Origin of the sequence: Vibrio sp. MA40-2 (assembly GCF_047302445.1) — a bacterium.
Lineage (GTDB): Bacteria > Pseudomonadota > Gammaproteobacteria > Enterobacterales > Vibrionaceae > Vibrio.
This window is the reverse complement of sequence record NZ_CP178628.1, coordinates 1993628-2016062: the sequence shown is the minus strand read 5'-3', so window position 1 is coordinate 2016062 and position 22435 is coordinate 1993628. Positions and strand designations below refer to the sequence as shown.

Here is a 22435-nt window from a genome sequence, read left to right as displayed (position 1 = left end):
TATTGCAGAACTTACCATCACAAAACACCTTTACTACTTGGCATTTCATTACCTTCAACTTTAATCGCTTGACGTAGTGTACGACCAAACGCTTTAAATAAGCTTTCGATAATATGGTGATCATTATGGCCTGCCGATGATAAATGCAGCGTACACGCAAGTGTATCGGTTAATGAACGGAAAAAGTGCTCAACCATTTCGGTAGAAAGATCACCCACTAGTTCACGACCAAATTTCGCATCAAATTTAAGGAAAGGTCGACCAGAAAGGTCCAATGCGCATTGCGCTAAACATTCATCCATTGGCAAACTAAAGCCAAATCGACCAATACCGCGTTTATCACCAAGCGCTTCTTTCAGTGCTTGGCCTAAGGCCAAGGCCGTATCTTCTACTGAGTGATGGTCATCAATGTGCAAATCACCATCAACATTAACTTGCAACTGAAACGCGCCATGAGTCGCGATTTGGTCGAGCATATGATCGAAAAACCCGAGACCAGTTGTAATCTTGTTGCCACCTTGCACATCTAAATTAACAGCAACAGATATGTCGGTTTCTTTGGTGGTTCTCACCACTTTAGCGGTACGTTCTTTCACCGTTAAATCTCGTAAGATTTGTGGCCAACCCATTTTTTCCGGGTGATATTGAATACCACGAATGGCCATGTTTTCCGCTAGTTGTAGGTCTGTCTCACGGTCACCAATGACCACTGACGTTTGAAAGTCCACTTTACCATCTTTGAGATAGTCCTTAACCATACCTAATTTAGGTTTACGGCAAGTACAATTATCTGCTTCAAAGTGTGGGCAAAGTAGCACATCATCAAACTTAACACCTTGCGATTCAAAAATTTCCATCATCATATTATGTGGAGCATCAAACTCTTCTTGCGGATAACTTTCTGTACCTAAACCATCTTGATTCGTCACCATAACCAATCGATATCCAGCATCTTGTAACGCCAGCAGGCTAGGAATAACATACGGTTCTAGTTTTAATTTATCGAGGCGGTCAACTTGAAAGTCGATAGGTGGTTCAACGATTAACGTACCATCGCGGTCAATAAATAGAATTTTTTGTTGGTTGCTCACTTAACTTTCCTTATACCGTGCGTGCTGTCGACTATGCTTAATCTGTAACTGGTTCTATATTTAATTAACTAGTGTTGTAACTGTTTTCTAGTGTTGTACTATCTTCTAGTGTTGTACAATCTTCTAGCCTTGCAATTGCTTTTTAATAAAATTGGCGGTTGTTTGGCACTCTTGCTTGCTACCAACACTAATACGAATGCAATCTTTAATAGGCGAATTACGTAAAATAATGCCATTATCCCATGCGCATTTAAATATTTCATCGCCATTAGGAAATTGAATTAAAAGGTAGTTGCCCCAGCCTTCGAAAACCGTTAACCCATCAATACCTGAAAGCTGTTCAGCCAAATAAGCTCGGTTGTTATTGAGCTCTTCGACCTGAGTTCGTGCTCTTTTTAGCCCTGCTTCAGATAATGCCTGACAAGCGATATCCGCTACTGGTATTGGTACAGGGTATGGTGCAATAACTTTTAATAATACATCGATAATAGATTTATTAGCTAAGGTAAATCCACATCTTAATCCTGCTAAAGCAAACGCTTTTGATAAGGTACGCAGAATAGCGAGATTTTCGTATTTAGCCAGCAAATCTTTAGTCGATGCTTCTGGACAAAAATCAATGTACGCTTCATCCATAACAACAATCGCTTTGTCTTTGGTCATTTCTAACAAAGCAATAATATCTTGACGATCAATTAGGTTGCCTGTCGGGTTATTTGGGCTGCAAACAAACACTAATTTAACGCCATCAAGGTTGGCTTTTATCGCCTCCAGATCTAACTGCCAATCCGATTTAGAAGGCACCACTTTTCGTTCAACGCCAATCGTTTCAGCACTAATGGCGTACATCCCGTAAGTAGGAGGACAATACAATATTGCGTCTTCACCAGGTTCGCAAAACGCTCTAACCAATAGTTCGATACCTTCATCTGCTCCACGTGAGGTCAACACTTGTTCTGCTAAAACACCCGCATAAGACGCATAAGCTTCGATTAACTCGGTTGGCTGACAACTGCTGTAGCGATTAAGTTTATCAAACGTAGTTTGATATTGATTATCAAACGGAGATTCATTGGCGTTCAACCAAACATCACCGCTTCCCCCTATCCTTCTGGCTGAAAGATAAGGAGTAAGCTGTTGAACTTGTTTTCGAGCCAGCTTTTCCATCAACTATTCTCCTTTGGCTAATGTTTCTGTACGAGCTAGCTTTTCTATACGAACAGTAACGGCGCGTTTATGCGCGTCAAGCCCTTCAGCTTCAGCCATTGTCACCACGGTTGGTGCTAAACCTTTTAAACCGTCAGCGGTTAACTCTTGTACCGTCATACGCTTAGAAAAATCGGCTAACCCTAAGCTTGAATACGTTCTGGTATAGCCATACGTCGGCAATACATGGTTAGTTCCTGAGGCATAATCACCAGCAGATTCCGGCGACCAGTCACCAAGAAAAATTGAGCCTGCATTATCGAGAAGCGGCAATAAATCTCTTGGGTTACGAGTTTGCACAATAAGGTGCTCTGGGCCGTAAGCATTAGAAATGGACACACATTGCGGAATAGAATCGGCAATAACAATAATGCTTGAAGCTAAAGCTTTTTCAGCAATATCAGCGCGAGATAATACTTTTAATTGAGCTTGAACAGCGTCCGCGACTTGATCGGCAATCACTGCAGAAGGCGTCAGTAAAATAACTTGTGAATCTGGGCCGTGTTCAGCCTGACTGAGTAAGTCGGCAGCAACAAACTCTGGCTCGGCTGTTTCATCAGCTATGACTAAAACTTCAGAAGGACCAGCAGGCATATCAATTGCAGCACCACGAAAGTCATTGCTGACTTGGCGTTTAGCCTCTGTTACGTAGGCATTGCCAGGGCCAAATATTTTTTCGACTTTAGAAACCGTTTCGGTACCGTAAGCCATTGCGGCAATCGCTTGGCCACCACCTACATTATATACTTCATCGATTTTACACAGCTTGGCAACATACAGAATCTCATCAGCAATCGGCGGCGGAGAACATAGTACCACTTTACGACAACCGGCAATTTGAGACGGTACACCTAACATTAATACCGTAGAAGGCAACGGCGCACTGCCACCCGGAATATACAACCCAACTTTATTGATCGGCCGAGTTATTTGCTCACAAAACACACCCGTTTGAGTCTCAACTTTAAGCGGTTGAGGCTTTTGTGCTTTATGGAACACAGAAATATTGCTATACGCTTGTTGCAATGCATCTTTCATTTTTTGTGAAAGACGATCACTGGCCGCTTCTATTTCTTGGCTTGAAACGCGAATAGACTCTGGTGTAACACCATCAAACTTTTGCGTTAGTTTTAGTAAGGCTTGGTCGCCTTCGGCACGAACTTGAGCAATAACTTGTTCCACTGCAGAAGTAATATTTGCACCTTCAGTTATCGCTGGTCGTTGTAATACCGACTCTTGCTGAGATTCACTTAAAGATTGCCAGACAACTGTTTTCATCGGTTACTCCATCATTTTTTCGATAGGAAGAACAAGAATAGAGCTCGCACCTAAGGCTTTCAATTGCTCCATGGTTTCCCAAAAAAGGTTCTCAGTACTAACTAAGTGAACTGCCACACGGTTTTTCTCTGCAGCTAAAGGTAATACCGTTGGATCTTCTGCTCCCGGTAGCAGTGCTTTTATTGCTTCTAGCTGTTCGGTTGGCGCGTGCAACATAATATACTTAGATTCTTTAGCCTGAATGACACCTTGCATACGGGTGAGAAGCTTGTTGATTAAGTTTTGCTTATCAGTTTCGAAATCGCCAGCACGTTGGATCAAAGTTGCTTTTGAACGAAAAATCACTTCCGCTTCTTTCAGTCCGTTCGCTTCCAATGTTGCACCCGTAGAAACCAAATCTGCAATGGCATCAGCCAAACCTGCTCGAGGTGCAACTTCTACTGAACCTTGTAAGTTACAAGTACTAAATTCAATACCTTGTTGATCCATAAATGCTTTCAAAAGGTGAGGATAAGTGGTGGCAATACGTTTACCGTTCAAATCTTGTGGGCCGTTGTACTCATCGTCTTTGTTTATCGCTATAGACAAACGACAGCCACCAAAATCTAAACGACGCAAAGCAACAAATTCACTTGGTTCATTCAATGCCACGCGATCTAACCGAACTTCTTCCAGCTCATTTTCACCAATAAATCCAAGGTCAACCACACCGTCCATCACTAAACCTGGAATATCGTCATCACGCACCAACAAAAGATCGATTGGCATATTTTCAGCATGAACGACTAGACGTTCGCCGATTAAATTAAATTTAACACCACATTTTTTTAATAGATTTTGGCACTCTTTACTTAGGCGGCCTTTTTTCTGGATGGCAATTCTTAATCGCTGTGTTTGCATTTCTCTATTCCCTGTCTAAAATTCGTTATTTCAAATTTTCTAAATTATATTTTAACCATCGTTAAGACTGGTGCTTACCTTTACTTATCTAGAGCAAAAATCATCTAGAGTAAAAAAATATCTAAAGCAAAAAAAACCCTCGGAATTTTTAATTCCCGAGGGTTCGAATCTTTGTCTGATTTGACCTCCGGGAGTGTTAATCTCCCGGGTATGCGCACATCGCCCGAAAGACTACTCTGGGTGATGATGGTGATGAATGTTCATTACAAATTTGCGCATAATTTCTTAGCTCCTTTAGCTTATGTCCACACTAACCAAGCTCAATGAAATTTTCAACCAAAAATTCGATTTTTTTTTAGCTATTTTGAGACGGTAACTTGCTTCACCTTAATATTATCGGGTCGACCTTGATATTATCGATAAAATAAAACAAACCACAACAAATGCAACAAAAGTTGCCGCAAAAGAGGTCATCACTGAATTAGTGAGTCCAAGCATAATAAAGCCAACACAAGAGACTAACGCAACACTAATTGCATAGGGCAATTGCGTAGCAACATGGTCGATATGATTACAACGTGCGCCGGTCGATGACAATATCGTCGTATCTGAAATAGGCGAGCAGTGGTCACCAAAAACCGAACCAGCTAAAACTGCACTTAACATAGGTAACATCAGTGCCAACTCGGTCGCTCCGGCCATGTCTCCGGCAATTGGCAGCATAATTCCAAACGTCCCCCAAGAGGTGCCGGTTGAAAAAGCCATAACACCAGATAATAAAAATAGAATAACCGGCAACCAATGAGCACTAATATTACCTTGAATCAGTGAAGATAAATAAACACCTGTTTTCATATCACCGATCACTGAACCGATAGACCAAGCAAAAACTAATATTAAAATAGCACTAAACATTGATTTAGCGCCGATCCAAATTGTTTTGCCAATATCTTGCACTGATAATTTCTGTTTTATTACAGTAATTAATGCAACCAGTAAACCAACCGTTCCGCCATATACTAACGAAGTGCCTACATTTGTATTTTCAAACGCGCCTAATAAAGTAAACTCCTCGCCTATGGACGTAAGCGCTTCGCTACCAGTAAATAGCATTGATCCAATTGTAGCTATTATCAAAAATACAATAGGCAGCACTAAATCAGACACTTTTCCATATTCACTTTCAACAATATTTAAATCATCACTTGCTGAATATCCGACATTATTTTCTTCATCTTCAACTATCTGGCTATTTTTAGATGAATTAAATTCATGTTGTTTCATAGCACCAATATCTAATTGGAACCAAGCAACAGCAAATACCATCAAAAGAGCAAACACTGCATAAAAATTCATCGGAACCAGACGCAAATAAGCACCCAGTGCTGAATATTCAGTTAACCCATGGGTAACTAAAATACCGCTAATAATTGTCATTATATAAGCACCCCAACTCGAAGCGGGCATTAATACACACATTGGCGCAGCAGTAGAATCTAAAATATACGCTAACTTAGCGCGTGAAACATTGTAACGATCAGTAACAGGACGTGAAATTGCGCCAACAGCTAAACTATTAAAATAGTCATCAACAAATATAAACACACCTAAGAAAGCCGCCAGTAATTTAGCACCTCGCTTACTTTTAATCTTAGTTTGAGCCCATAAAGCAAACGCTCTAGTTCCGCCGGATAACGTTAATAGTGCCGTCATCATTCCAAGTAACAACAAAAACGCAACGATACTCATATTCCAGCTATTAATTTCGTCACCATCAATCGCTACTCCTTTTACCGTAGTAATAATATAGTGAGCTGAATTCAACAAAGAATAATCGGCTAACAAAAATGCCCCGACAACAATACCAATCCCTAACGAGATAAGTACACGGCGAGTTATGATAGCCAGCCCTAGAGCTAATAATGGCGGTAACAAAGATAAAGAGGAAATTGAAAAATCGACTAAATTCATGATCTGCATAAACCAAATTGGTTAGAGATCTACTGCAGAATTAACAAAATTATTTGTTAATGGTAAGTAAAAGGGAAAATAAATAACATCCCCGACCTACAGTAGCGCTCCATAGTTAAAATAAAAAGTACTATGGCAGTGTTATATTTGTTAAATACAACCCCAGTACGCCGCTCGATAAACAAACGTACTTCGGCAACAACTCCTTTCCAAACTATTCATTGGCATCACCCCAATAGAATGTACTGATCGTTATTGCGCCTCTACCTCGGTAAAGCATTAATAAATAGCATAAAAATTTATTTAACTGCTAAACCGAACAAGTTTCGCAAGATTGTACCGATCTAAAGTTCATTTGCAACATGAAAATCCTGCAAAATCATAAAAATCAATAGAAGTGGTTGTATAGATCAAACATTAACAATAACCTATTTTTTAAGCTATTTGTTCTAATCAGCTATTATGCTAAAACTATTTAGTAGAACTATAGTTTAATACCGGATAATAGTTTAATAACAGATAATAAAAATGGAATTAAGATTTATATTTCCGTTAATATTCCTGAAAGTTATAATATCTGCATTAAAATAAATTTGTATAATTTAAATTGACTGTTATCATTGCTGAGTATTAATAATAATCAAATGGTAATCCACATGTCAGAACTTACAAAAACATTGCTAAATATTCGCAGTTTACGCGCTTTTGCTCGTGAATTAACGTTTGAGCAATTAGAAGAAGCCTTAGAAAAATTAACTGTAGTGGTTGAAGAACGCCGTGCAGCAGCAGAAGAAGAACAAGCTGCTTTAGCAGAAAGAGAAGCCAAGTTAGCCGAATATGCTCAAATGATTGCAAAAGACGGAATTGACGTTGAAGATTTAATTTCAGCACTATCTGGCGAAACTAAAAGTAAACCACGTAAAAAGCGCGAACCTCGTCCAGCAAAATACAAATATATTGATGCTGCAACAGGTGAAGAAAAAACATGGACTGGTCAAGGTAGAACGCCTTCATCAATACAAACGCAACTTGATGCTGGCAAGTCTCTTGATGACTTCCTAATTTAAAAAGCATTTGCTTTTATTATTCTTAGCTTAAGAATAGATAATTTAACAATAAACCGAGCTGCCTCTAGGTAGCTCGGTTTATTTATTCGCTACCTTTCCCAATACGCCTCTTCCAAACTGTCTTCTTTTTCAGGTAATCCACGAGACAATCTTGGCGAGTGTTGTACTAACACTTCATAACTCGCTCTGTTAGCATATTTACATACTTGTGAAAACGATGAATAAGTCAAATAAGGGTATTGATGTTTACTCGAATTTGGTACGTTATCTTTATGATATCGATTGGCAGCCATATCATGTAATAAAGCAGAAAGCGCCGCATCTCCAGCCCCATTAGTATTTTTAATCTTCTCTGGCCCGCCCATATATGGCGCAATGTGCGAATACACTTTAATCGGATCGTGGCAAGAAGCTTTAATACTTGGGCGACTAAATTCATATTGATTAAACTCAGCAATAGAACCCGGTAATAACGGCAACGAAGTCGTTCGCTTTGCAGAGTTTTCGGTATAACCCGCCATATAAAGCCCAACAGGCCCTGCGGTACATAATACTAAATCAACCCACTCTAATGCTCTATCCGCGGCTAATAATGGGTCGGAAAAGCCAGTGAGTGCTTCTGCCTCATCTTCATTCATCGCCACAACTGAGACATGTTGCTTTAAAAAATCCCGCCAAAACTGTGCATCATCTTGAATAACAAACTTGGTCCCAAGTGTTAACACTACCGGCACATCATGTTGTTTAGCGTAAGCAATGGCCTGCATTGTTGCTTCTGGCATCGGATCGCCTTTTTTGCAACGTACTAAATACGCAGTCAACACTAGAGCTGACGCATTATCAAAAATATGTTCAGGAATACTAGTTGGCTGAAGTTGATTCATTTGACCTTCACTGATAGCAAATGTCCTTTCACCATCATCGGATATCAAAGCAAAACAACGACCAATCGCTCCACAAACACCTTGTAGATAATTTAAATCCATTCGACTTGATGTATTACATAAATATTGATAACCATAGCTGCCAATTTTAATATCTTGGCTCATTACGCCAAGTAATATCGATTTGTCATCCGCTAATACCGAGTAATTATGTAATGTATTGCCTATTGTTCCCCCTGCATACTCATTAGTAATCAAATTCTGTTGCTTGAGTTGCTGATACAGTGATTCTGCTGCTTCATCATCAATAACCAACGAATGACCTTTACTCAGATGAAACTGCTCAAGATAGCTATCTGGCACTCTAGCCTCGATATCCACTAGAGTTTGGTCAATACCAATAATATGTGTTCTGTCCATCTGTTTACTCGCTTTCGCTTGAGTAACCAAAGGATCACGTGCATGAACGGGAAAATAATGTTTAGATTTACGTTGGCCGGGGAATTTCATAGAAAGGTTTGGCTATAATAAAGTAAGGGGTATTTATTTTAGCTTGAGATTTTTATAACAGCAATATTGTCGTATCACGCAAACGTTACCGTCACAAAATATTTAACTGATGCAAAATACCACTATAACTACACTAGCCTAACGAACAGCTGAGTTTCAGCGGTATTGCATCAGTTTGACGCTTACTATTTTAGATTGATCAGGCTATTCTTGGTCGATCATCCATTTGCGGAATTCTTTACGCTCCGCTTTAGAAGCTTTGATATACCAAGCTTGTAATTGCTCTAGATTAGTATTGGCAACGTTAACAGAAGCCATATTAGCAGCACTTACTGCCGCGCTGTCTACTGTAGCATTACTGGCAACTGAAGCATTACTGGCAACTGAAGCATTACTGGCAACTGAAGCCGCAACGGTTCCTGTCACAACGGCCGGCCCTGCACTAGAAGAGCTTGTTGATACAACTTTTGCTTTAGAAGCAAGCTCTGCTTGCTCACCGAAAAAGATTCGATTTTGCTGATTATATTGTTTAACTTGTGCCAGTTCATTCTGAAAAGGCATAAAACCATCTTTAGCTGGCATCTCAGTATAACGATACGCCACTTCTTCACCTGCCGCTAAAAGTTTTAGATCGGGTGTGCCCTTAAAATGCAACACTGCTTGCTCATAATCTCGTAACTTGGGCGCAACTAAGGTTAAATCTTTTCCGGTTGCTTCAAATGAAATAATAAAAGGAGCAGAGTCAAACACCCTTTTTTTAGAACCTTGGCCAACGCGACTAGATACTTTTGCCACTACTTGGACAAAGCCATCATTTAGCGTCACAGATTCTGTAGCCGACTCGGTTTTCACTTCGTTAACAACCAGTAATCGTATATTTCTATCTGGGCTCAATTCAGCACTAAATGCTGTCGCAGATAGAACCAAGCTTACTAACCCACTAATGACGTATTTCATATTACTCCTTAAAAATAAACATAATATTATCAAGCATTAAATCAAAAAAACCACCCATAATGGGTGGTTTTTTAAAGATTTTAATTTAACAATAATTATTAAGGTTAAATTAGAATTCTACTTTAGCACCAACAGCGTAGCCTAGCTCAGAACCATCTACGTCATTTCCGCCGATTTCAGCGTAAAGAGTAGTAGCAGAAGCAACAGCGTAACCAGCGTTTAGGAAGTACTCAGTTGTGTCATCATCAGAAGCGTCAGCATCAATTAGGTTAACGCCTGCAGCGAACAACCACTTGTCCATTGTGTAATCAGCAGCAAGAGCAACTACGTTACCGGCATCTTCAACATCGTAGTAACCTAGTGCTAGGTTCATCGCGTCTAGACCGTAACGAGCTTCAAGAGCAAAAGTGTCTTGTTCTGCAGAGTTAGAAGTACCGTAGTAACCCATTAGGTCGAAGTCACCAGCCATAAAGCCAACTTTGATGTCTGCAAGGTCTGCAACTGCATCAGAACGTTGGTTGTCACGGTAAGCAGCAGAAACATACATTTGATCGTTTGAGTAATCCCAACGAACAGCTTCGTCAGCACAAGCGTCAACTTGGTCTACAGCCGCAGTTACACCGAATTGGTAATCTTCGCCTACACCTAGATCATCAGCAATGCTACAAACATCACCAATTTTCACAGAACCGTAAGAAGCAGTATAGAATGCAAAGTAAACGTCACCCATGTTAGCGCTTCCGCCTTCAGTAGTGTCGTTGTCGTCGCCTTGGAATTCCCAGTATGCGCCAACAGATAGCTCATCGTTTACAACTTTACGGATATCAATTTTTAAATCAGCATCTTGAATTTGTTGCTCAACGCTTGAATCTTCAGCTGTACCTTTAACGTAAACAACTTCTAGGTCACCGCCTAAAGTAACGCTTGCACCATCTTGGTTATAAAGTTCGATACCTGCGTTAGCCGCTGTAGAAGCAACCAATACTGATAATGCTAATAGAGTCTTTTTCATAATAATCCACTGCCTTTTCTTAAGAATGTAGGAAATCCTTTCCGGTTCCCTTTTTTATTTTATTGATAATAACGTTTTAGCTTAGTTGCTACCTCGTCATCACCCGTAATATTTCGAGAACTAGATTGCAAAAGAAATCGTCTGATGTCAAACCTCTAAATAAATAAAAATAAAAATAAATAAATACAATAAAAACAGTGATTTAGCTTATTTCATATATGTATAAGTTATAATCAACACATCAATAGCATTGAAAAACCAATCAACCAATAAAAATCCTTTGCCATATATTAATCTTATAAATTATACTAATACGATATAAAATATATAATATTCGGCTTAAATATAAAATTAAAAGAATTTAATATCGACCAGAAAGTTCATGCATTACAATTGAAAAGGTTCAATTTTTTTTGTGACATAGATCGTGTTTTTACTAAAAAAGAAGCAAATATGTGACTTAAATCGGCTCTGTAACTAAATAAAATCCCAATAAAAATAAATTCTTATCCAGTAATAAAAATTAATAATTATGTAACTCAAACATGCTTAGTGATATTTCTCACATATTCTCTAGCAATAGAGTAGGCATAATAGCTGTGCTAAACTGCGCCATCCTTTATCGCTGGTCATGTTATGCTCAATCCCAAAGTCGAAAAGTCTATTCGTAATAGCTATCAAAACTTACAACATCAATTGGATAACTTTATTCCTAGACGTGCGCAAAATTACTTAGTCGCCGAAATAGCCAAGACCTTATCCGGCCATTATCACAAAAGTAATCGTATTATCGTTGCAGAAGCGGGAACCGGTATTGGTAAATCTCTTGCTTATTTAATGGGTGCGATACCTTGTGCCGTTTTAAACAATCGTAAAGTGGTTATCTCAACGGCAACCGTTGCTTTACAAGAACAGCTATTAAATAAAGATCTCCCTTTATTTCGGCGCATAACCGATTTGGATTTTTCATTTATTCTTGCTAAAGGCCGTCAACGATATTGCTGCGCAGAAAAACTCGCCGCCGCGAGCGGAGCTGATGATGGGCAAATGGCCATGTTTGACGCCAAGCCTAATAAAGCTGACATTGAGTTATTAGAAAGATTGTACCTCGCGCTATCTAAAGGGAAATGGGATGGCGATAGAGATTCGTGGCCAAAACCGATTGACGATAGAATTTGGCAAACTATTGTCAGCGATAAACACAGCTGTAATAACGGTTTACCCGCACATAGAGGGTGCCCGTTTCAAAAGGCGCGATCTGAGCTTGATAAAAACGATGTCATTATTGCCAACCACAGCTTAGTAATGGCAGATATTGATCTCGGCGGCGGAGTTATTCTTTCTGAACCGGATAATACTATCTATATATTCGATGAAGCTCATCACTTACCAAAAATTGCCAGAGATCATTCATCTGCAGCTGCAAGTTTAAAAGGCGCAGTGACCTGGCTAGAGAAACTCAACCAATCATCAAGCAAGTTCACCAGCTTAGCCGATGAAAAACGCGTCAACCGTTTTAGAAATGAATTGCAAGATTCCATTCAACAGCTGGTACCGTCTCTTAGTGGGCTAAGTAAACAGTTTGACCCAAATAACTTTGCCGACAAAGTGTACCGCTTCGAACATGGTGATTTACCTGAGTGGTTGCAAAGCGAATCTAAAGATCTAAAAGTGTTATCAAATAAAGCCAACCTCGCTGTCGGCAAAATTGCCGACCTGATCGCCGAACGTTTAAAAGACGGTGAACTATCCAACAAACTGGCGGAACCTGCACTCGCCGAACTTGGCTTTTATCATCAAAGATTAGACAACCTAGCAAAAGTATGGAACCTAATGGCGGAACCGAAAAAAGACAAAGGCGCGCCATTAGTTAAATGGTTAGAAATTAGCCCGGAACGAGAAGACGATTTCATCGTCAACGTTTCACCTTTGGAAGTTGGCTGGCAGTTAGATCAAAAACTGTGGAGCCGATGTGTTGGCTGCGTGCTAACGTCGGCAACATTGCGTGCTCTAAATTCATTTAGCTTCTTTTGTCATCAAGTGGGCGTAAGCAGCGTTAACGCAAACAAGGTTAAAACCGTTAACAATGCCAGTGACAGCGATAGCAAAGATGATGGTGTGCAATTTTTAGCTTTAGCGTCACCATTTAATTACCAAGATAATGCCGAATTACTCATACCTGCAATGAAATACGAACCGCAGGCGCCACAATTTAGTGACTATTTGTCTGAATGTTTGCCAAACCTTATTGTAGATAAAAAAGCAAATTTGGTGCTTTTTGCTTCTTATTGGCAGATGAAACAAGTGGCCCAAAGCGTGGCAACAGAATTTACAAAACGAGGTTGGGCGCTTCAAATTCAAGGTCAGTCGTCACGCTCAGAAATTCTCAATAAGCATAAGACCCTAACTCAATGTGGAAAAACCAGTATCTTGTTTGGTACCGGTAGCTTTTCAGAAGGGTTAGATTTGCCAGGAAAGCTGTTAGAAAACCTGATTATTAGCAAAATTCCCTTTGCGGTTCCCACCTCTCCCGTGGAACAAGCACATTCAGAATATATAGAAAGCCGTGGCGGTAACCCATTTATGCAGATATCGGTGCCAGAAGCGAGCAAAAAACTGATCCAATCTGTCGGTCGGCTACTGCGTAAGGAACAAGATTCTGGTAGAGTCATTATCCTTGATCGCAGAGTGGTAAGTAAACGTTATGGCAAACTGCTACTTGATGCCTTACCGCCATTTAGACGGACGATTGAATAATCTAAACGGACTATTGGATAATTTAGCCGATAAATAGCCAACCGATCTCAAGCTTATAATCTAATCCTCGGAAAATCTTATGGAAATGTTAGAACCAGCCACGTTGGTTATATTAGCACTGGTAGCTTTTGCTGCCGGTTTTATTGATGCAGTCGCAGGCGGTGGCGGCATGTTAACGGTTCCCGCCTTACTTTCTATTGGGCTGCCACCTCATATTGCGTTGGGAACCAATAAACTTGCGGCAACGTTTGCAACGTCAACCTCGGCGATAACTTATTATCGCAAACGGCTTTTTAGCCCCGAATTGTGGATTCATGCCTTTTTTGCCACCTTAATTGGAGCCTCCATTGGCACACTGGTTGTTGATTTACTGAGTACCGAATGGCTAGAAAAAGTGCTGCCATTAATTATCTTAGCGACCGCTATTTATACTATTTTGCATAAAACACCAGATTCAAACGGCCATACATTACCTAAGCCGAGTAAAAAATTAAATAAGATACAATGGATTCAAGGCTTTACACTCGGTTTTTATGATGGCGTAGCGGGTCCAGGAACTGGAGCGTTTTGGACAGTAAGTAGTATGGCGATTTATCGTATCAATATTTTACTCTCTTCTGGTCTTGCCAAAGCAATGAATTTTACCAGCAACATCACATCGTTAATTACTTTTGCTATTTTAGGTCACATCAATTGGGTGCTTGGTTTAACCATGGGAGTGTGTTTAATGGCAGGGGCATTTGTTGGCGCGCATTCAGCGATTCGATTTGGCGCGAAATTTATCCGTCCAGTATTTGTTACCGTGGTTAGTATTCTAGCGGTGAAGTTAGCTTATGATGCCTGGTTCGTTACCGCATAACGGCTTTGAGTAAAATGCTATGAATCGTTTTAAGCCAATCAAAACACAATTACACCACCTCGCTCAGCGGGCATCTGAACTCGACACTAAGCGGGAAAAGCAACGTGCTTATCATGCACAATACGGCGATCAGCCTAGCTACGATCAACCTACATCTGATCAATCTAAGTACGGTCAATCTAAGTACGATCAACCTAGCAACAAGCATCGGCTTTTTGATCATCAATTATTTCAGTGCAATTCGCATTTATTACTGCCTTACGTTGATGAAGCCATGCAAACACTCACAAGCGTTATGTCTACGATCAGTATCGATAACGCCAACGACAGTAACACTTGCTTGCAACGAACCGAATTTTTAACAGATAAACTGGTTAATCAAGTCAACGCGATTTCGCGCCAGTTAGCATTACATTCAACCTTAACGAACGACACTCAACACCAATTAGAAACGTTGTACGCGAACCTTGCACAACATCAGCAGTGGCAACAGCGCTTATCTGATTTAGTTGAGCAAAAAAATCAACTGGTTCAACAACAAAAACAAACGGGTCCACAAGCAGACTATAGCGAAGAAACGTCAGCGCTGTTAGCCGCGCAACAGCGCCTAGAACGATGTCGGCAAGCGACAGAAACCATTCAACAGCGCATACTGTCTATACAACCTATACAACAGGACTGTCGATGATAAAATAACAACTGTGGATAGAGCAGAACTGTCGATGGAACAAGCGATTTTACCCATTCAGCAACATAGCAAGGTTAACCAATAAGCCAATGAAAACAGAGACCAATAGCTCAGCAACTCATCCACTCGATAATGCCCCTGATGAAATAAAACTTGCGGTTGATCTTATTTACTTGTTGGAGAGTAATGAAGTCGATCTTACCACTGCCCTAAAAGCCATCGAGATAGTAAAACAAGATTTACAACAAAAGGTTAGTTCACATTCAACTGAATAGTGGTTAACTAAATAACAACAAACAAAAACCTAGTCGCGAGTAATGTCGCCTTTTGGGGTATAACAGCCACAAATCGCTGTCTGTGGCCGTTATAATCATCGTTTTTAGCTATTTTTAAGCGCATCAATACGCTTATCTAGTGGCGGGTGGCTCATCAGTAATTGCATCATTGTGCTCTTACCATTAATACCAAACGCCATCATAGAACCTTCTAATTGCGGTTCATGGCTCATTTTAAGTCTTTCTAATGCGGCAATCATTTTATGCTTGCCCACTAAACTTGCTGCACCTGCATCGGCATAAAATTCACGACGGCGGCTGTACCACATGGTAATAAAGCTCGCTAGGAACCCTAAAACCATTTCTAAGAAAAATGACACAGCGAAATACAGCAGCATATTCGATCCCTGCCCTTCTTCTCGGTCGCCAGACGAAACAATATTGGCGATAAATCGCGAAATGAAGATCACAAAGGTATTCACCACCCCTTGCATTAGCGTCATTGTCACCATGTCGCCATTGGAAATATGGCTAATCTCATGCGCTAACACCGCTTCTGCTTCATCACGTGTCATATTTTGCAGTAGCCCACTAGATACTGCCACCAATGAATCGTTTCTCTTTGCGCCAGTAGCAAACGCATTAATATCTGGCGCGTTATAAATAGCCACTGTTGGCATACCAATTCCAGCTTGTTTAGCTTGCCTTTCTACCGTGCTCAGTAACCAATGTTCGGTTTCATTTCTTGGGCTCTCAATTACTTGACCACCAACTGAACGTAATGCAATACGCTTCGACATTAATAGCGAGATAATCGAACCACCAAAACCAAATACCGCCGCCATAACCAGCAAGCCACTTAAACTCCCCGGCTGCATACCTGTGGTCGCATACACAATATTGAGCACAATACTCAGCACAAACACAACCGCTAAGTTAGTTGCTAAAAACAACATCATTCGTTTCATGTAACTTTCTCCATACAACCTTTATTTGGTCTCAATTTTTATTATTGCTAACCCTGAACTAAACAATTCGCAAATTTAATCAATACATTACTATACTGTATGTATAGTCGTTGATTTTGTTCACAAGGTTAAGTGGAAAATTGAAACAAATTGTCAACAAATGTTTTTTGTAGCATCGTGTATACATAACGTTAACCACATAAGAATCGAAATAGTACAAATCACTCTTTATTGGATGGGAAAAGGACGAATCCACGCAGAAGTATCACATTGTTTTTTAAGCGTATTTAATATCATTTTCGCTTCATTATAAACGAAATTATCGGATATTATATAATGTATATCATTTAATCGTTTGATTGAAACATTAGGAATTTTGCATTTAACCGCGTCTAAATCAGGAACACTTCGGCCTGAATAGAACTGAATAACATACTGTTTTTTCTTTGATAGTATTAGCTGCTTAGGCTCTGTTACGTCCGAAGTAGTATCTGACACAGACTCACTTTTTTCAGATATAGATTGTATTTCCTCAGCAATTATTGGACGAATCCATGCGGTACTATCACACCGATTTTTAAGTATCCCCAATATCATTTTCGCATCATTATAATTAAAAGCACCTGACATCAGATAATACCGTCCATTTATTTTTTTAACTGATGTATTTTTAATTCTACAATTAAGTTCTTTTAAATTTGGAACCTCAAATCCTGAATAGAATTGAATGACATATTGTATATTGTTGCTTTGTATCGATGATTGCGTCGATTTTTTAACTTGTTTTGACATTGCATTGACCGGTTGTACAATTTCCGTTTTGTTCTGATTATATTTATTTTCAGGAAGTTGTTGGTAAACTTTATTGCAATTAGCATCATTTGCAATAAATAACGTCTCTGTTTCTTTACCTAAAATCTTTACAAGATTATCCCGATAATATTGACATTCATTGTAAAAAACAAACATTGAAAAATGCAATAAATTACATCGCTCATTGACAATAACGACTTTCATTCCACCTTGATCACCAGTATAAGCATTACAATTCTCAGTTATAACGGCACGATTTCCACTAGCACGCCAAACGTCCAAAACGCCATCAAAAGAAACTTGCGTTACGGCAACAGATGAATTTGACCAAAAAGCAAACAGTAAGGTTATCAGAGTAAAACGTAAAACTTTCATTAGATCACCCAGTAGAGTCATTGCGTTCCATTTTGCCTTTATCTGTACCAATTCACATTAGCATTAATATTTTAATAATTACGCCTCTATGCAAAACTTGTGTTTTATTCAGATTATGAATAATTTGATGGTCACTTTATCTAGAATCAGTGTTGTAATAATGAAACTGAGCCATCATCACAATTTTAAAAAGAGAAATGTATCAACCCCCATTAGACCTTAGTCTTATTGAGCAAACCAATAAGAACAGGTAGATTATTTGTCATAACGATTTATAGCAATCACTTGCAGCGCAAACATCTGCAACCAACACAAGGAACAGTAAGATGGTTGAGAACAACGACTTTCAAATGGCGATAGATTTATTGTGTTGCCACTTAGGGCTCACTGAAGATCAAGCTAAAGAACAACTTGGCATTAGTGATCAATCATTGGTTCAAAAGCACGTGATGAATGCTCAACAATCCATATTGGGACTTAATTCTGACAAATAGCGTCGTTGAACAATAAAAAAGGGTAGCCGATTGATTCGGCTACCCTTTTTTACTGATGGTTTAATGTGGTCATTGTGATTACAACCAGCCGATTTAAATAAACTGGCTTTAACGAGCCAGCTTTAATGAACTGATTATAGAAATAGTAGTAATAACAATCGTTATAATAGAAAGCTGATTAATAAAAATACAATTAACCCGCTGCCTTTAGAATAGGATCAACATCTATATATTTACCAATGTGCTTTCTTTTTACACTTGATACATAAGGAATTTCACCTAACTTTGGTGCTGAGATTTTATCTTGTAACATACTGATAATTGATGAGTAATTTTCAGTTGCTGGATTGATGCGATTGGCTACCCAACCGATAATGTCTAACCCATCGGCTTTGATGGCCTCTACCGAAAGCATGGCATGGTTTAAACAACCCAACTGAATGCCTACCACTAATATTACTGGCAGCTTTTCTTGCTGTACCCAAGCGGATAAACACTCACTATCTGAAATAGGTACCCGCCAGCCCCCTGCACCTTCAATCAATACCACATCTGCCGCTTGTTTATGCACTGCTAATTTTTCGCTTAATAAGGCGAAATCAATATCGACCGAATCAAATTTAGCGGCAATATGAGGAGAGGTCGCATGTTCAAGTGCATAAGGGTTAACATCAGCGTACTCGGCATCTAACGATGCGGCCTGTTGTAAATGAAGCGCATCTGAATTTCTCAACCCTTCGGCTGTTTGTTCACTCCCTGCGGCGACAGGTTTATAGCCAATAGTGGCCAGGCCTTTATCGGCAAGTGCTTGTAATATGGCTTTTGAAGCAACGGTTTTACCTACTTCGGTATCGGTACCGGCAATGAAAAATGCTTTGATCATAAAAAAATAGTTCCTAAACAGACCTGATAAGTTGCAGGCAACAAATTATTATTATTTGTAAAGCGTTGATATTCCTTCTCCACCCGCAATAAAGTGTGTCTTTTAGTTAAACCCACCGCCCTATCGCTGACATGAGTCGCTCCAATTCCTTTTAAATCACGCATTAAATTGAATGCAGATGAATACCAAAGCTGAACTGGGTAGCAGTTTAAGTGATGATTTTGTGATCCAGATTGCGCTAACGCAATTTTTATTTGGTTTTTATTAAGGAATACATTGACATGTTGATGTGAATCAATTTTAGACCATGCTTGTTGCAACTCTATTAACGAGCCAGCCATTAAGGTAGAAAACACCACTTTGCCACCGGGTTTCGTGACTCGTTGTAACTCGTTTAGCGGCACAGCTAAGTTGTCGCACCATTGCAATGCTAAGCTAGAAAATACCATGTCAAATTGTTGATCGACAAAAGGCAGCGCTTCGGCATCGGCTTGACAGTATTGTACGGTTTGCGATTGACAACGAATCTGAGTTTGTTTCAGCATGCTTAGTGATAAATCTAACGCCACCACTTGTGCGCCTCTTTCCGCAAGGCATTGACAAAAATAGCCGGTACCACAACCGATATCTAATACCGTTAACCCTTTTAAATCTAGCGGTAATTGAGCTAATAGATCTCTGCCGACTTGCCTTTGGAATTGAGCATGTTGGTCATAATTTGACGCCGCTTTACTAAAAGCTTGAGCTATCGCTGCTTTACGAGTTAGGTTATTGGCCATTGTCCCTCTCACTTTATATATTCTACCCTGTATTTATGCATCCTAACTCGGCACTTATGCATTCTATCGCTGGGTTTATACGCCCAACCCCTGTATTTGTGCACTCTACGTCTATATTGTTTAAACTGACTGATTAAACTCACAGGTCAAATCGACTGACTAAGTAGACTGGTTAAACTGGCTGGCTAAGCCAACTGATTAATTAGCTAACATATTGATACTATGAGTTAAATGATTCACTTGTTGAACAGTATGATTCGCTGTTAAGGTAATTCTTATTCTGCTCGTTTGCTTGGCTACCGTAGGGGGACGAATTGCGGTAACCCAATTACCTGATGCTTTAAGTTGATTAGCAAGTCGACAGGTTCGCTCAACATCACCACAAATAAACGGCTTAATCGGCGTATTGGTAGCAACAAAACCAGCAAGACCGTTTAAACCTTTGTCATAAGCATGATACAACTCGGCTAATTTATCTCTACGCCATTGTTGAGTACGCAACATAGTCGCAGCATGGTTGAGTGCATAAGCTTGGCTAGGCGGTAATGCAGTTGAATAAACATGATGACGAGCAAACTGAGTTAAGTAATCGCCGGTACTGGCATTACAAAGTACCACTGCGCCTGATAAACCAAATGCTTTACCAAAGGTCACCACCAGCAATTGCGGCTTAATGCCCGCTAGTTGACAACTGCCCGCACCATTTTTACCTAACACCCCGATACCGTGCGCATCATCGACCATTAACCAAGCATTAGATTGGTTAACCGCCTGATTAATTCGATTAAGAGGCGCTTGGTCACCATCCATACTAAACACACCTTCAGTAACCACTAGTTGCGGTTTGCGGCTGAGCAAAAGGTGACGTAACTGTTCAATATCATTATGTTTAAAACGTCTCATCTGAGCTGGGCTTAACTTGCCGGCTTCTAACAAAGAGGCATGATTTAATTTGTCTTGCAGTAAAAGATCATCTTTTTGTAATAAAGAAAATAACACCGCTTGATTGGCACTAAAACCCGAACTAAATACTACCGCTCGGCTGTAACCTAACCAATCACACAGCGTGTATTCTAAAGCTTGATGAGCAGGTGAAAACCCCGTGACTAACGGTGATGCACCACTACCGACGCCATATTTGTCGATTCCTTGCTGCCATGCTTGCGCTAATTCAGATGAGCTCGCTAAGCCCAAATAATCGTTGCTAGAAAAATTCACATAGTGTTTTTCTACTCGATTGAGGTTGTCGTTATATTTATCAGAGCCAGTTGTATATTCCGTAGAACCAGTTGTATATTTAACAGAACCAGGCTGGCGAAGCGTGAAAGTGGACTGATTGCCTCCTTCAAGCACCGTCAACTTTCGATCGAGTCCTGCGTTAACTCGTGCGACTAGTTCAGACTGAATACGCTGATTAAACGGCACGGTTACGCACTTGCATCATAAAACAGATCATCTTTGCCCGGCCGTGCAGCGACTCGTTCCATCACTTTATCAAGCAGTTCATTTTCTTGTATTTGATCCGGTTTTTGACTCACTTGCATGCTGTTGATTCCTAACTTATTAAACAGTTGCCTATCGGTGTCTTCATCTGGGTTTGGTGTGGTAAGTAATTTACAACCATAAAATACCGAATTGGCACCTGCCATAAAGCAGAGCGCTTGCATTTGTTCGTTCATGTTTTCGCGTCCAGCAGACAGGCGGACAGCCGATTGTGGCATCATAATTCGCGCCACAGCAATTAGGCGAATAAAATCAAATAGGTCAACATCTTCCGCTTGCTCTAACGGTGTTCCCTTGATTTTGACCAACATGTTGATCGGTACACTTTCGGGATGAACCGGTAAGTTAGCCAACTCAACAAACAGACTGGCGCGATCATTAACACTTTCTCCCATACCAATAATCCCACCAGAGCAGATTTTCATACCAGAATCACGTACATGCGATAAAGTATCTAACCTATCTTGATAGGTTCGAGTAGTAATGATTTGGCCGTAATATTCTGGTGATGTATCGAGGTTATGATTGTAATAATCGAGGCCTGAGTCAGCTAACTCATTGGCTTGCTCTGGCGTGAGCATGCCAAGGGTCATACACGTTTCTAAACCTAACTCTTTAACCCCTTTAATCATCTCTTTTAAATAAGGCATATCGCGTTGTTTAGGGTTTTTCCAAGCCGCACCCATGCAAAAACGCGTTGAACCGGCATTTTTGGCTTGTGTTGCTGCTTGTAACACACTTTTCACTTCCATTAAGCGTTCTCTATCTACATCGGTTCGATAGTGGGCACTTTGTGGGCAATATTTACAATCTTCGGGACAGGCACCAGTTTTAATCGAAAGAAGCGTACTGACTTGCACATAATTATGTTGCTGGTATTGACGATGAACTTGCTGTGCTTCAAACAACAGGTCCATAAAAGGTTTTTCTAGTAATGCACGAACTTCTTCGACTTGCCAATTATGACGAACTTCCACGTGATGCTTCCTTTAGTTGAGTCTCTATTTTTTCTTGTTTGTTCTTGTTAGTACCGGATTTATTCTTGTTAGTACGGACTAGTCGCGCCGCTTTTTAACCAGCGTGCTTTGTAATACTTGGCTAGTCTACTGATAAGCTTTAAACTGTCAACTATCATAAAGGCATTTAAGTTTACAGATGAGCACAA

20 protein-coding genes, 1 riboswitch and 1 other annotated feature are annotated in these 22435 nt (G+C 40.0%); of the genes, 6 read left to right on the top strand and 14 right to left on the bottom strand.

Annotated features, from left to right (window positions below):
* Positions 1–17 precede the first annotated feature (17 nt).
* The 5 genes from hisB to ACLKML_RS16710 form a co-directional block, all read right to left on the bottom strand.
* Positions 18–1091: a bifunctional histidinol-phosphatase/imidazoleglycerol-phosphate dehydratase HisB gene (hisB, locus tag ACLKML_RS16730; protein WP_413284150.1), complete on the bottom strand. Its 1074-nt coding sequence runs from the start codon at positions 1089–1091 to the stop codon at positions 18–20.
* Between the two features lie 123 nt (positions 1092–1214).
* Positions 1215–2258: a histidinol-phosphate transaminase gene (gene hisC / locus ACLKML_RS16725; RefSeq protein ID WP_413284149.1), complete on the bottom strand. Its 1044-nt coding sequence runs from the start codon at positions 2256–2258 to the stop codon at positions 1215–1217.
* Positions 2259–2261: 3 nt separating this feature from the next.
* On the bottom strand, positions 2262–3575 hold the full coding sequence (hisD, locus tag ACLKML_RS16720) for a histidinol dehydrogenase (RefSeq protein ID WP_413284148.1): 1314 nt from the start codon (positions 3573–3575) through the stop codon (positions 2262–2264).
* Between the two features lie 3 nt (positions 3576–3578).
* Positions 3579–4475, bottom strand: a complete 897-nt coding sequence (hisG, locus tag ACLKML_RS16715; protein WP_413284147.1) for an ATP phosphoribosyltransferase — start codon at positions 4473–4475, stop codon at positions 3579–3581.
* Between the two features lie 127 nt (positions 4476–4602).
* Positions 4603–4731 (bottom strand) — a sequence feature (His leader region).
* Positions 4732–4868: 137 nt separating this feature from the next.
* Positions 4869–5912 carry a Na+/H+ antiporter NhaC family protein gene (locus tag ACLKML_RS16710; RefSeq protein ID WP_413285915.1) on the bottom strand — a complete coding sequence of 348 codons (1044 nt, stop codon included), beginning with the start codon at positions 5910–5912 and terminating at the stop codon, positions 4869–4871.
* 628 nt (positions 5913–6540) lie between these two features.
* Positions 6541–6720: riboswitch (Lysine riboswitch) on the bottom strand.
* A gap of 382 nt (positions 6721–7102) precedes the next feature.
* Here ACLKML_RS16710 and ACLKML_RS16705 point away from each other — a divergent pair.
* A complete protein-coding gene (locus ACLKML_RS16705) occupies positions 7103–7513 on the top strand; it encodes an H-NS family nucleoid-associated regulatory protein (protein WP_413284146.1) in 411 nt (136 codons plus the stop codon).
* A gap of 89 nt (positions 7514–7602) precedes the next feature.
* Here ACLKML_RS16705 and ACLKML_RS16700 read toward each other — a convergent pair whose 3' ends face one another.
* The 3 genes from ACLKML_RS16700 to ACLKML_RS16690 all read right to left on the bottom strand — a co-directional run bounded on the left by ACLKML_RS16700 (position 7603) and on the right by ACLKML_RS16690 (position 10876).
* Complete coding sequence (locus tag ACLKML_RS16700) at positions 7603–8907, bottom strand: inosine/guanosine kinase (protein ID WP_413284145.1); 1305 nt, start codon at positions 8905–8907, stop codon at positions 7603–7605.
* Positions 8908–9111: 204 nt separating this feature from the next.
* Positions 9112–9864, bottom strand: coding sequence for a DUF2057 family protein (locus ACLKML_RS16695; RefSeq protein ID WP_413284144.1), 753 nt, complete (start codon positions 9862–9864; stop codon positions 9112–9114).
* A 109-nt stretch (positions 9865–9973) separates the two neighbouring features.
* Complete coding sequence (locus tag ACLKML_RS16690; protein WP_413284143.1) at positions 9974–10876, bottom strand: porin; 903 nt, start codon at positions 10874–10876, stop codon at positions 9974–9976.
* 636 nt (positions 10877–11512) lie between these two features.
* Here ACLKML_RS16690 and dinG point away from each other — a divergent pair.
* The 4 genes from dinG (at position 11513) to rsmS (ending at position 15455) form a co-directional block, all read left to right on the top strand.
* Positions 11513–13633: an ATP-dependent DNA helicase DinG gene (gene dinG / locus ACLKML_RS16685; protein ID WP_413284142.1), complete on the top strand. Its 2121-nt coding sequence runs from the start codon at positions 11513–11515 to the stop codon at positions 13631–13633.
* A 79-nt stretch (positions 13634–13712) separates the two neighbouring features.
* Complete coding sequence (locus tag ACLKML_RS16680; RefSeq protein WP_413284141.1) at positions 13713–14492, top strand: sulfite exporter TauE/SafE family protein; 780 nt, start codon at positions 13713–13715, stop codon at positions 14490–14492.
* Between the two features lie 19 nt (positions 14493–14511).
* Positions 14512–15180 carry a primosomal replication protein PriC gene (gene priC / locus ACLKML_RS16675; protein WP_413284140.1) on the top strand — a complete coding sequence of 223 codons (669 nt, stop codon included), beginning with the start codon at positions 14512–14514 and terminating at the stop codon, positions 15178–15180.
* Positions 15181–15269: 89 nt separating this feature from the next.
* Positions 15270–15455, top strand: a complete 186-nt coding sequence (gene rsmS / locus ACLKML_RS16670) for a pleiotropic regulatory protein RsmS (RefSeq protein ID WP_413284139.1) — start codon at positions 15270–15272, stop codon at positions 15453–15455.
* 104 nt (positions 15456–15559) lie between these two features.
* Here the strand turns inward: rsmS and htpX are convergent, their stop codons facing one another.
* Positions 15560–16423, bottom strand: a complete 864-nt coding sequence (htpX, locus tag ACLKML_RS16665) for a protease HtpX (protein WP_413284138.1) — start codon at positions 16421–16423, stop codon at positions 15560–15562.
* Between the two features lie 228 nt (positions 16424–16651).
* Complete coding sequence (locus ACLKML_RS16660) at positions 16652–17611, bottom strand: hypothetical protein (RefSeq protein ID WP_413284137.1); 960 nt, start codon at positions 17609–17611, stop codon at positions 16652–16654.
* A gap of 326 nt (positions 17612–17937) precedes the next feature.
* On the opposite strand from ACLKML_RS16660, the gene ACLKML_RS16655 reads away from it, so the two are divergent.
* Complete coding sequence (locus ACLKML_RS16655; RefSeq protein WP_413284136.1) at positions 17938–18105, top strand: hypothetical protein; 168 nt, start codon at positions 17938–17940, stop codon at positions 18103–18105.
* 193 nt (positions 18106–18298) lie between these two features.
* Here ACLKML_RS16655 and bioD read toward each other — a convergent pair whose 3' ends face one another.
* The 4 genes from bioD to bioB form a co-directional block, all read right to left on the bottom strand.
* Positions 18299–18988: a dethiobiotin synthase gene (gene bioD, locus ACLKML_RS16650; RefSeq protein WP_413284135.1), complete on the bottom strand. Its 690-nt coding sequence runs from the start codon at positions 18986–18988 to the stop codon at positions 18299–18301.
* Positions 18985–19767, bottom strand: coding sequence for a malonyl-ACP O-methyltransferase BioC (bioC, locus tag ACLKML_RS16645; RefSeq protein WP_413284134.1), 783 nt, complete (start codon positions 19765–19767; stop codon positions 18985–18987). Before bioC ends, bioD begins: the two co-directional genes overlap by 4 nt.
* Before the next feature lie 198 nt (positions 19768–19965).
* Positions 19966–21192: an 8-amino-7-oxononanoate synthase gene (gene bioF, locus ACLKML_RS16640; protein ID WP_413284133.1), complete on the bottom strand. Its 1227-nt coding sequence runs from the start codon at positions 21190–21192 to the stop codon at positions 19966–19968.
* A 2-nt stretch (positions 21193–21194) separates the two neighbouring features.
* The gene (bioB, locus tag ACLKML_RS16635; RefSeq protein ID WP_413284132.1) at positions 21195–22247 is read right to left on the bottom strand and encodes a biotin synthase BioB; all 1053 of its coding nucleotides are present in this window, start codon (positions 22245–22247) and stop codon (positions 21195–21197) included.
* Between the last annotated feature and the right edge of the window lie 188 nt (positions 22248–22435).

What these genes read in the sequence shown, in the direction of transcription:
- rsmS (WP_413284139.1), top strand. Translation starts at nt 15,270, where the DNA reads ATGAAAACAGAGACCAATAGCTCAGCAACTCATCCACTCGATAATGCC.
- ACLKML_RS16705 (WP_413284146.1), top strand. Translation starts at nt 7,103, where the DNA reads ATGTCAGAACTTACAAAAACATTGCTAAATATTCGCAGTTTACGCGCT.
- hisG (WP_413284147.1), bottom strand. Translation starts at nt 4,475, where the DNA reads ATGCAAACACAGCGATTAAGAATTGCCATCCAGAAAAAAGGCCGCCTA.
- hisD (WP_413284148.1), bottom strand. Translation starts at nt 3,575, where the DNA reads ATGAAAACAGTTGTCTGGCAATCTTTAAGTGAATCTCAGCAAGAGTCG.
- htpX (WP_413284138.1), bottom strand. Translation starts at nt 16,423, where the DNA reads ATGAAACGAATGATGTTGTTTTTAGCAACTAACTTAGCGGTTGTGTTT.
- ACLKML_RS16680 (WP_413284141.1), top strand. Translation starts at nt 13,713, where the DNA reads ATGGAAATGTTAGAACCAGCCACGTTGGTTATATTAGCACTGGTAGCT.
- ACLKML_RS16655 (WP_413284136.1), top strand. Translation starts at nt 17,938, where the DNA reads ATGGTTGAGAACAACGACTTTCAAATGGCGATAGATTTATTGTGTTGC.
- bioD (WP_413284135.1), bottom strand. Translation starts at nt 18,988, where the DNA reads ATGATCAAAGCATTTTTCATTGCCGGTACCGATACCGAAGTAGGTAAA.
- hisC (WP_413284149.1), bottom strand. Translation starts at nt 2,258, where the DNA reads ATGGAAAAGCTGGCTCGAAAACAAGTTCAACAGCTTACTCCTTATCTT.
- priC (WP_413284140.1), top strand. Translation starts at nt 14,512, where the DNA reads ATGAATCGTTTTAAGCCAATCAAAACACAATTACACCACCTCGCTCAG.
- dinG (WP_413284142.1), top strand. Translation starts at nt 11,513, where the DNA reads ATGCTCAATCCCAAAGTCGAAAAGTCTATTCGTAATAGCTATCAAAAC.
- ACLKML_RS16700 (WP_413284145.1), bottom strand. Translation starts at nt 8,907, where the DNA reads ATGAAATTCCCCGGCCAACGTAAATCTAAACATTATTTTCCCGTTCAT.
- ACLKML_RS16695 (WP_413284144.1), bottom strand. Translation starts at nt 9,864, where the DNA reads ATGAAATACGTCATTAGTGGGTTAGTAAGCTTGGTTCTATCTGCGACA.
- ACLKML_RS16710 (WP_413285915.1), bottom strand. Translation starts at nt 5,912, where the DNA reads ATGACAATTATTAGCGGTATTTTAGTTACCCATGGGTTAACTGAATAT.
- ACLKML_RS16660 (WP_413284137.1), bottom strand. Translation starts at nt 17,611, where the DNA reads ATGAAAGTTTTACGTTTTACTCTGATAACCTTACTGTTTGCTTTTTGG.
- ACLKML_RS16690 (WP_413284143.1), bottom strand. Translation starts at nt 10,876, where the DNA reads ATGAAAAAGACTCTATTAGCATTATCAGTATTGGTTGCTTCTACAGCG.
- bioC (WP_413284134.1), bottom strand. Translation starts at nt 19,767, where the DNA reads ATGGCCAATAACCTAACTCGTAAAGCAGCGATAGCTCAAGCTTTTAGT.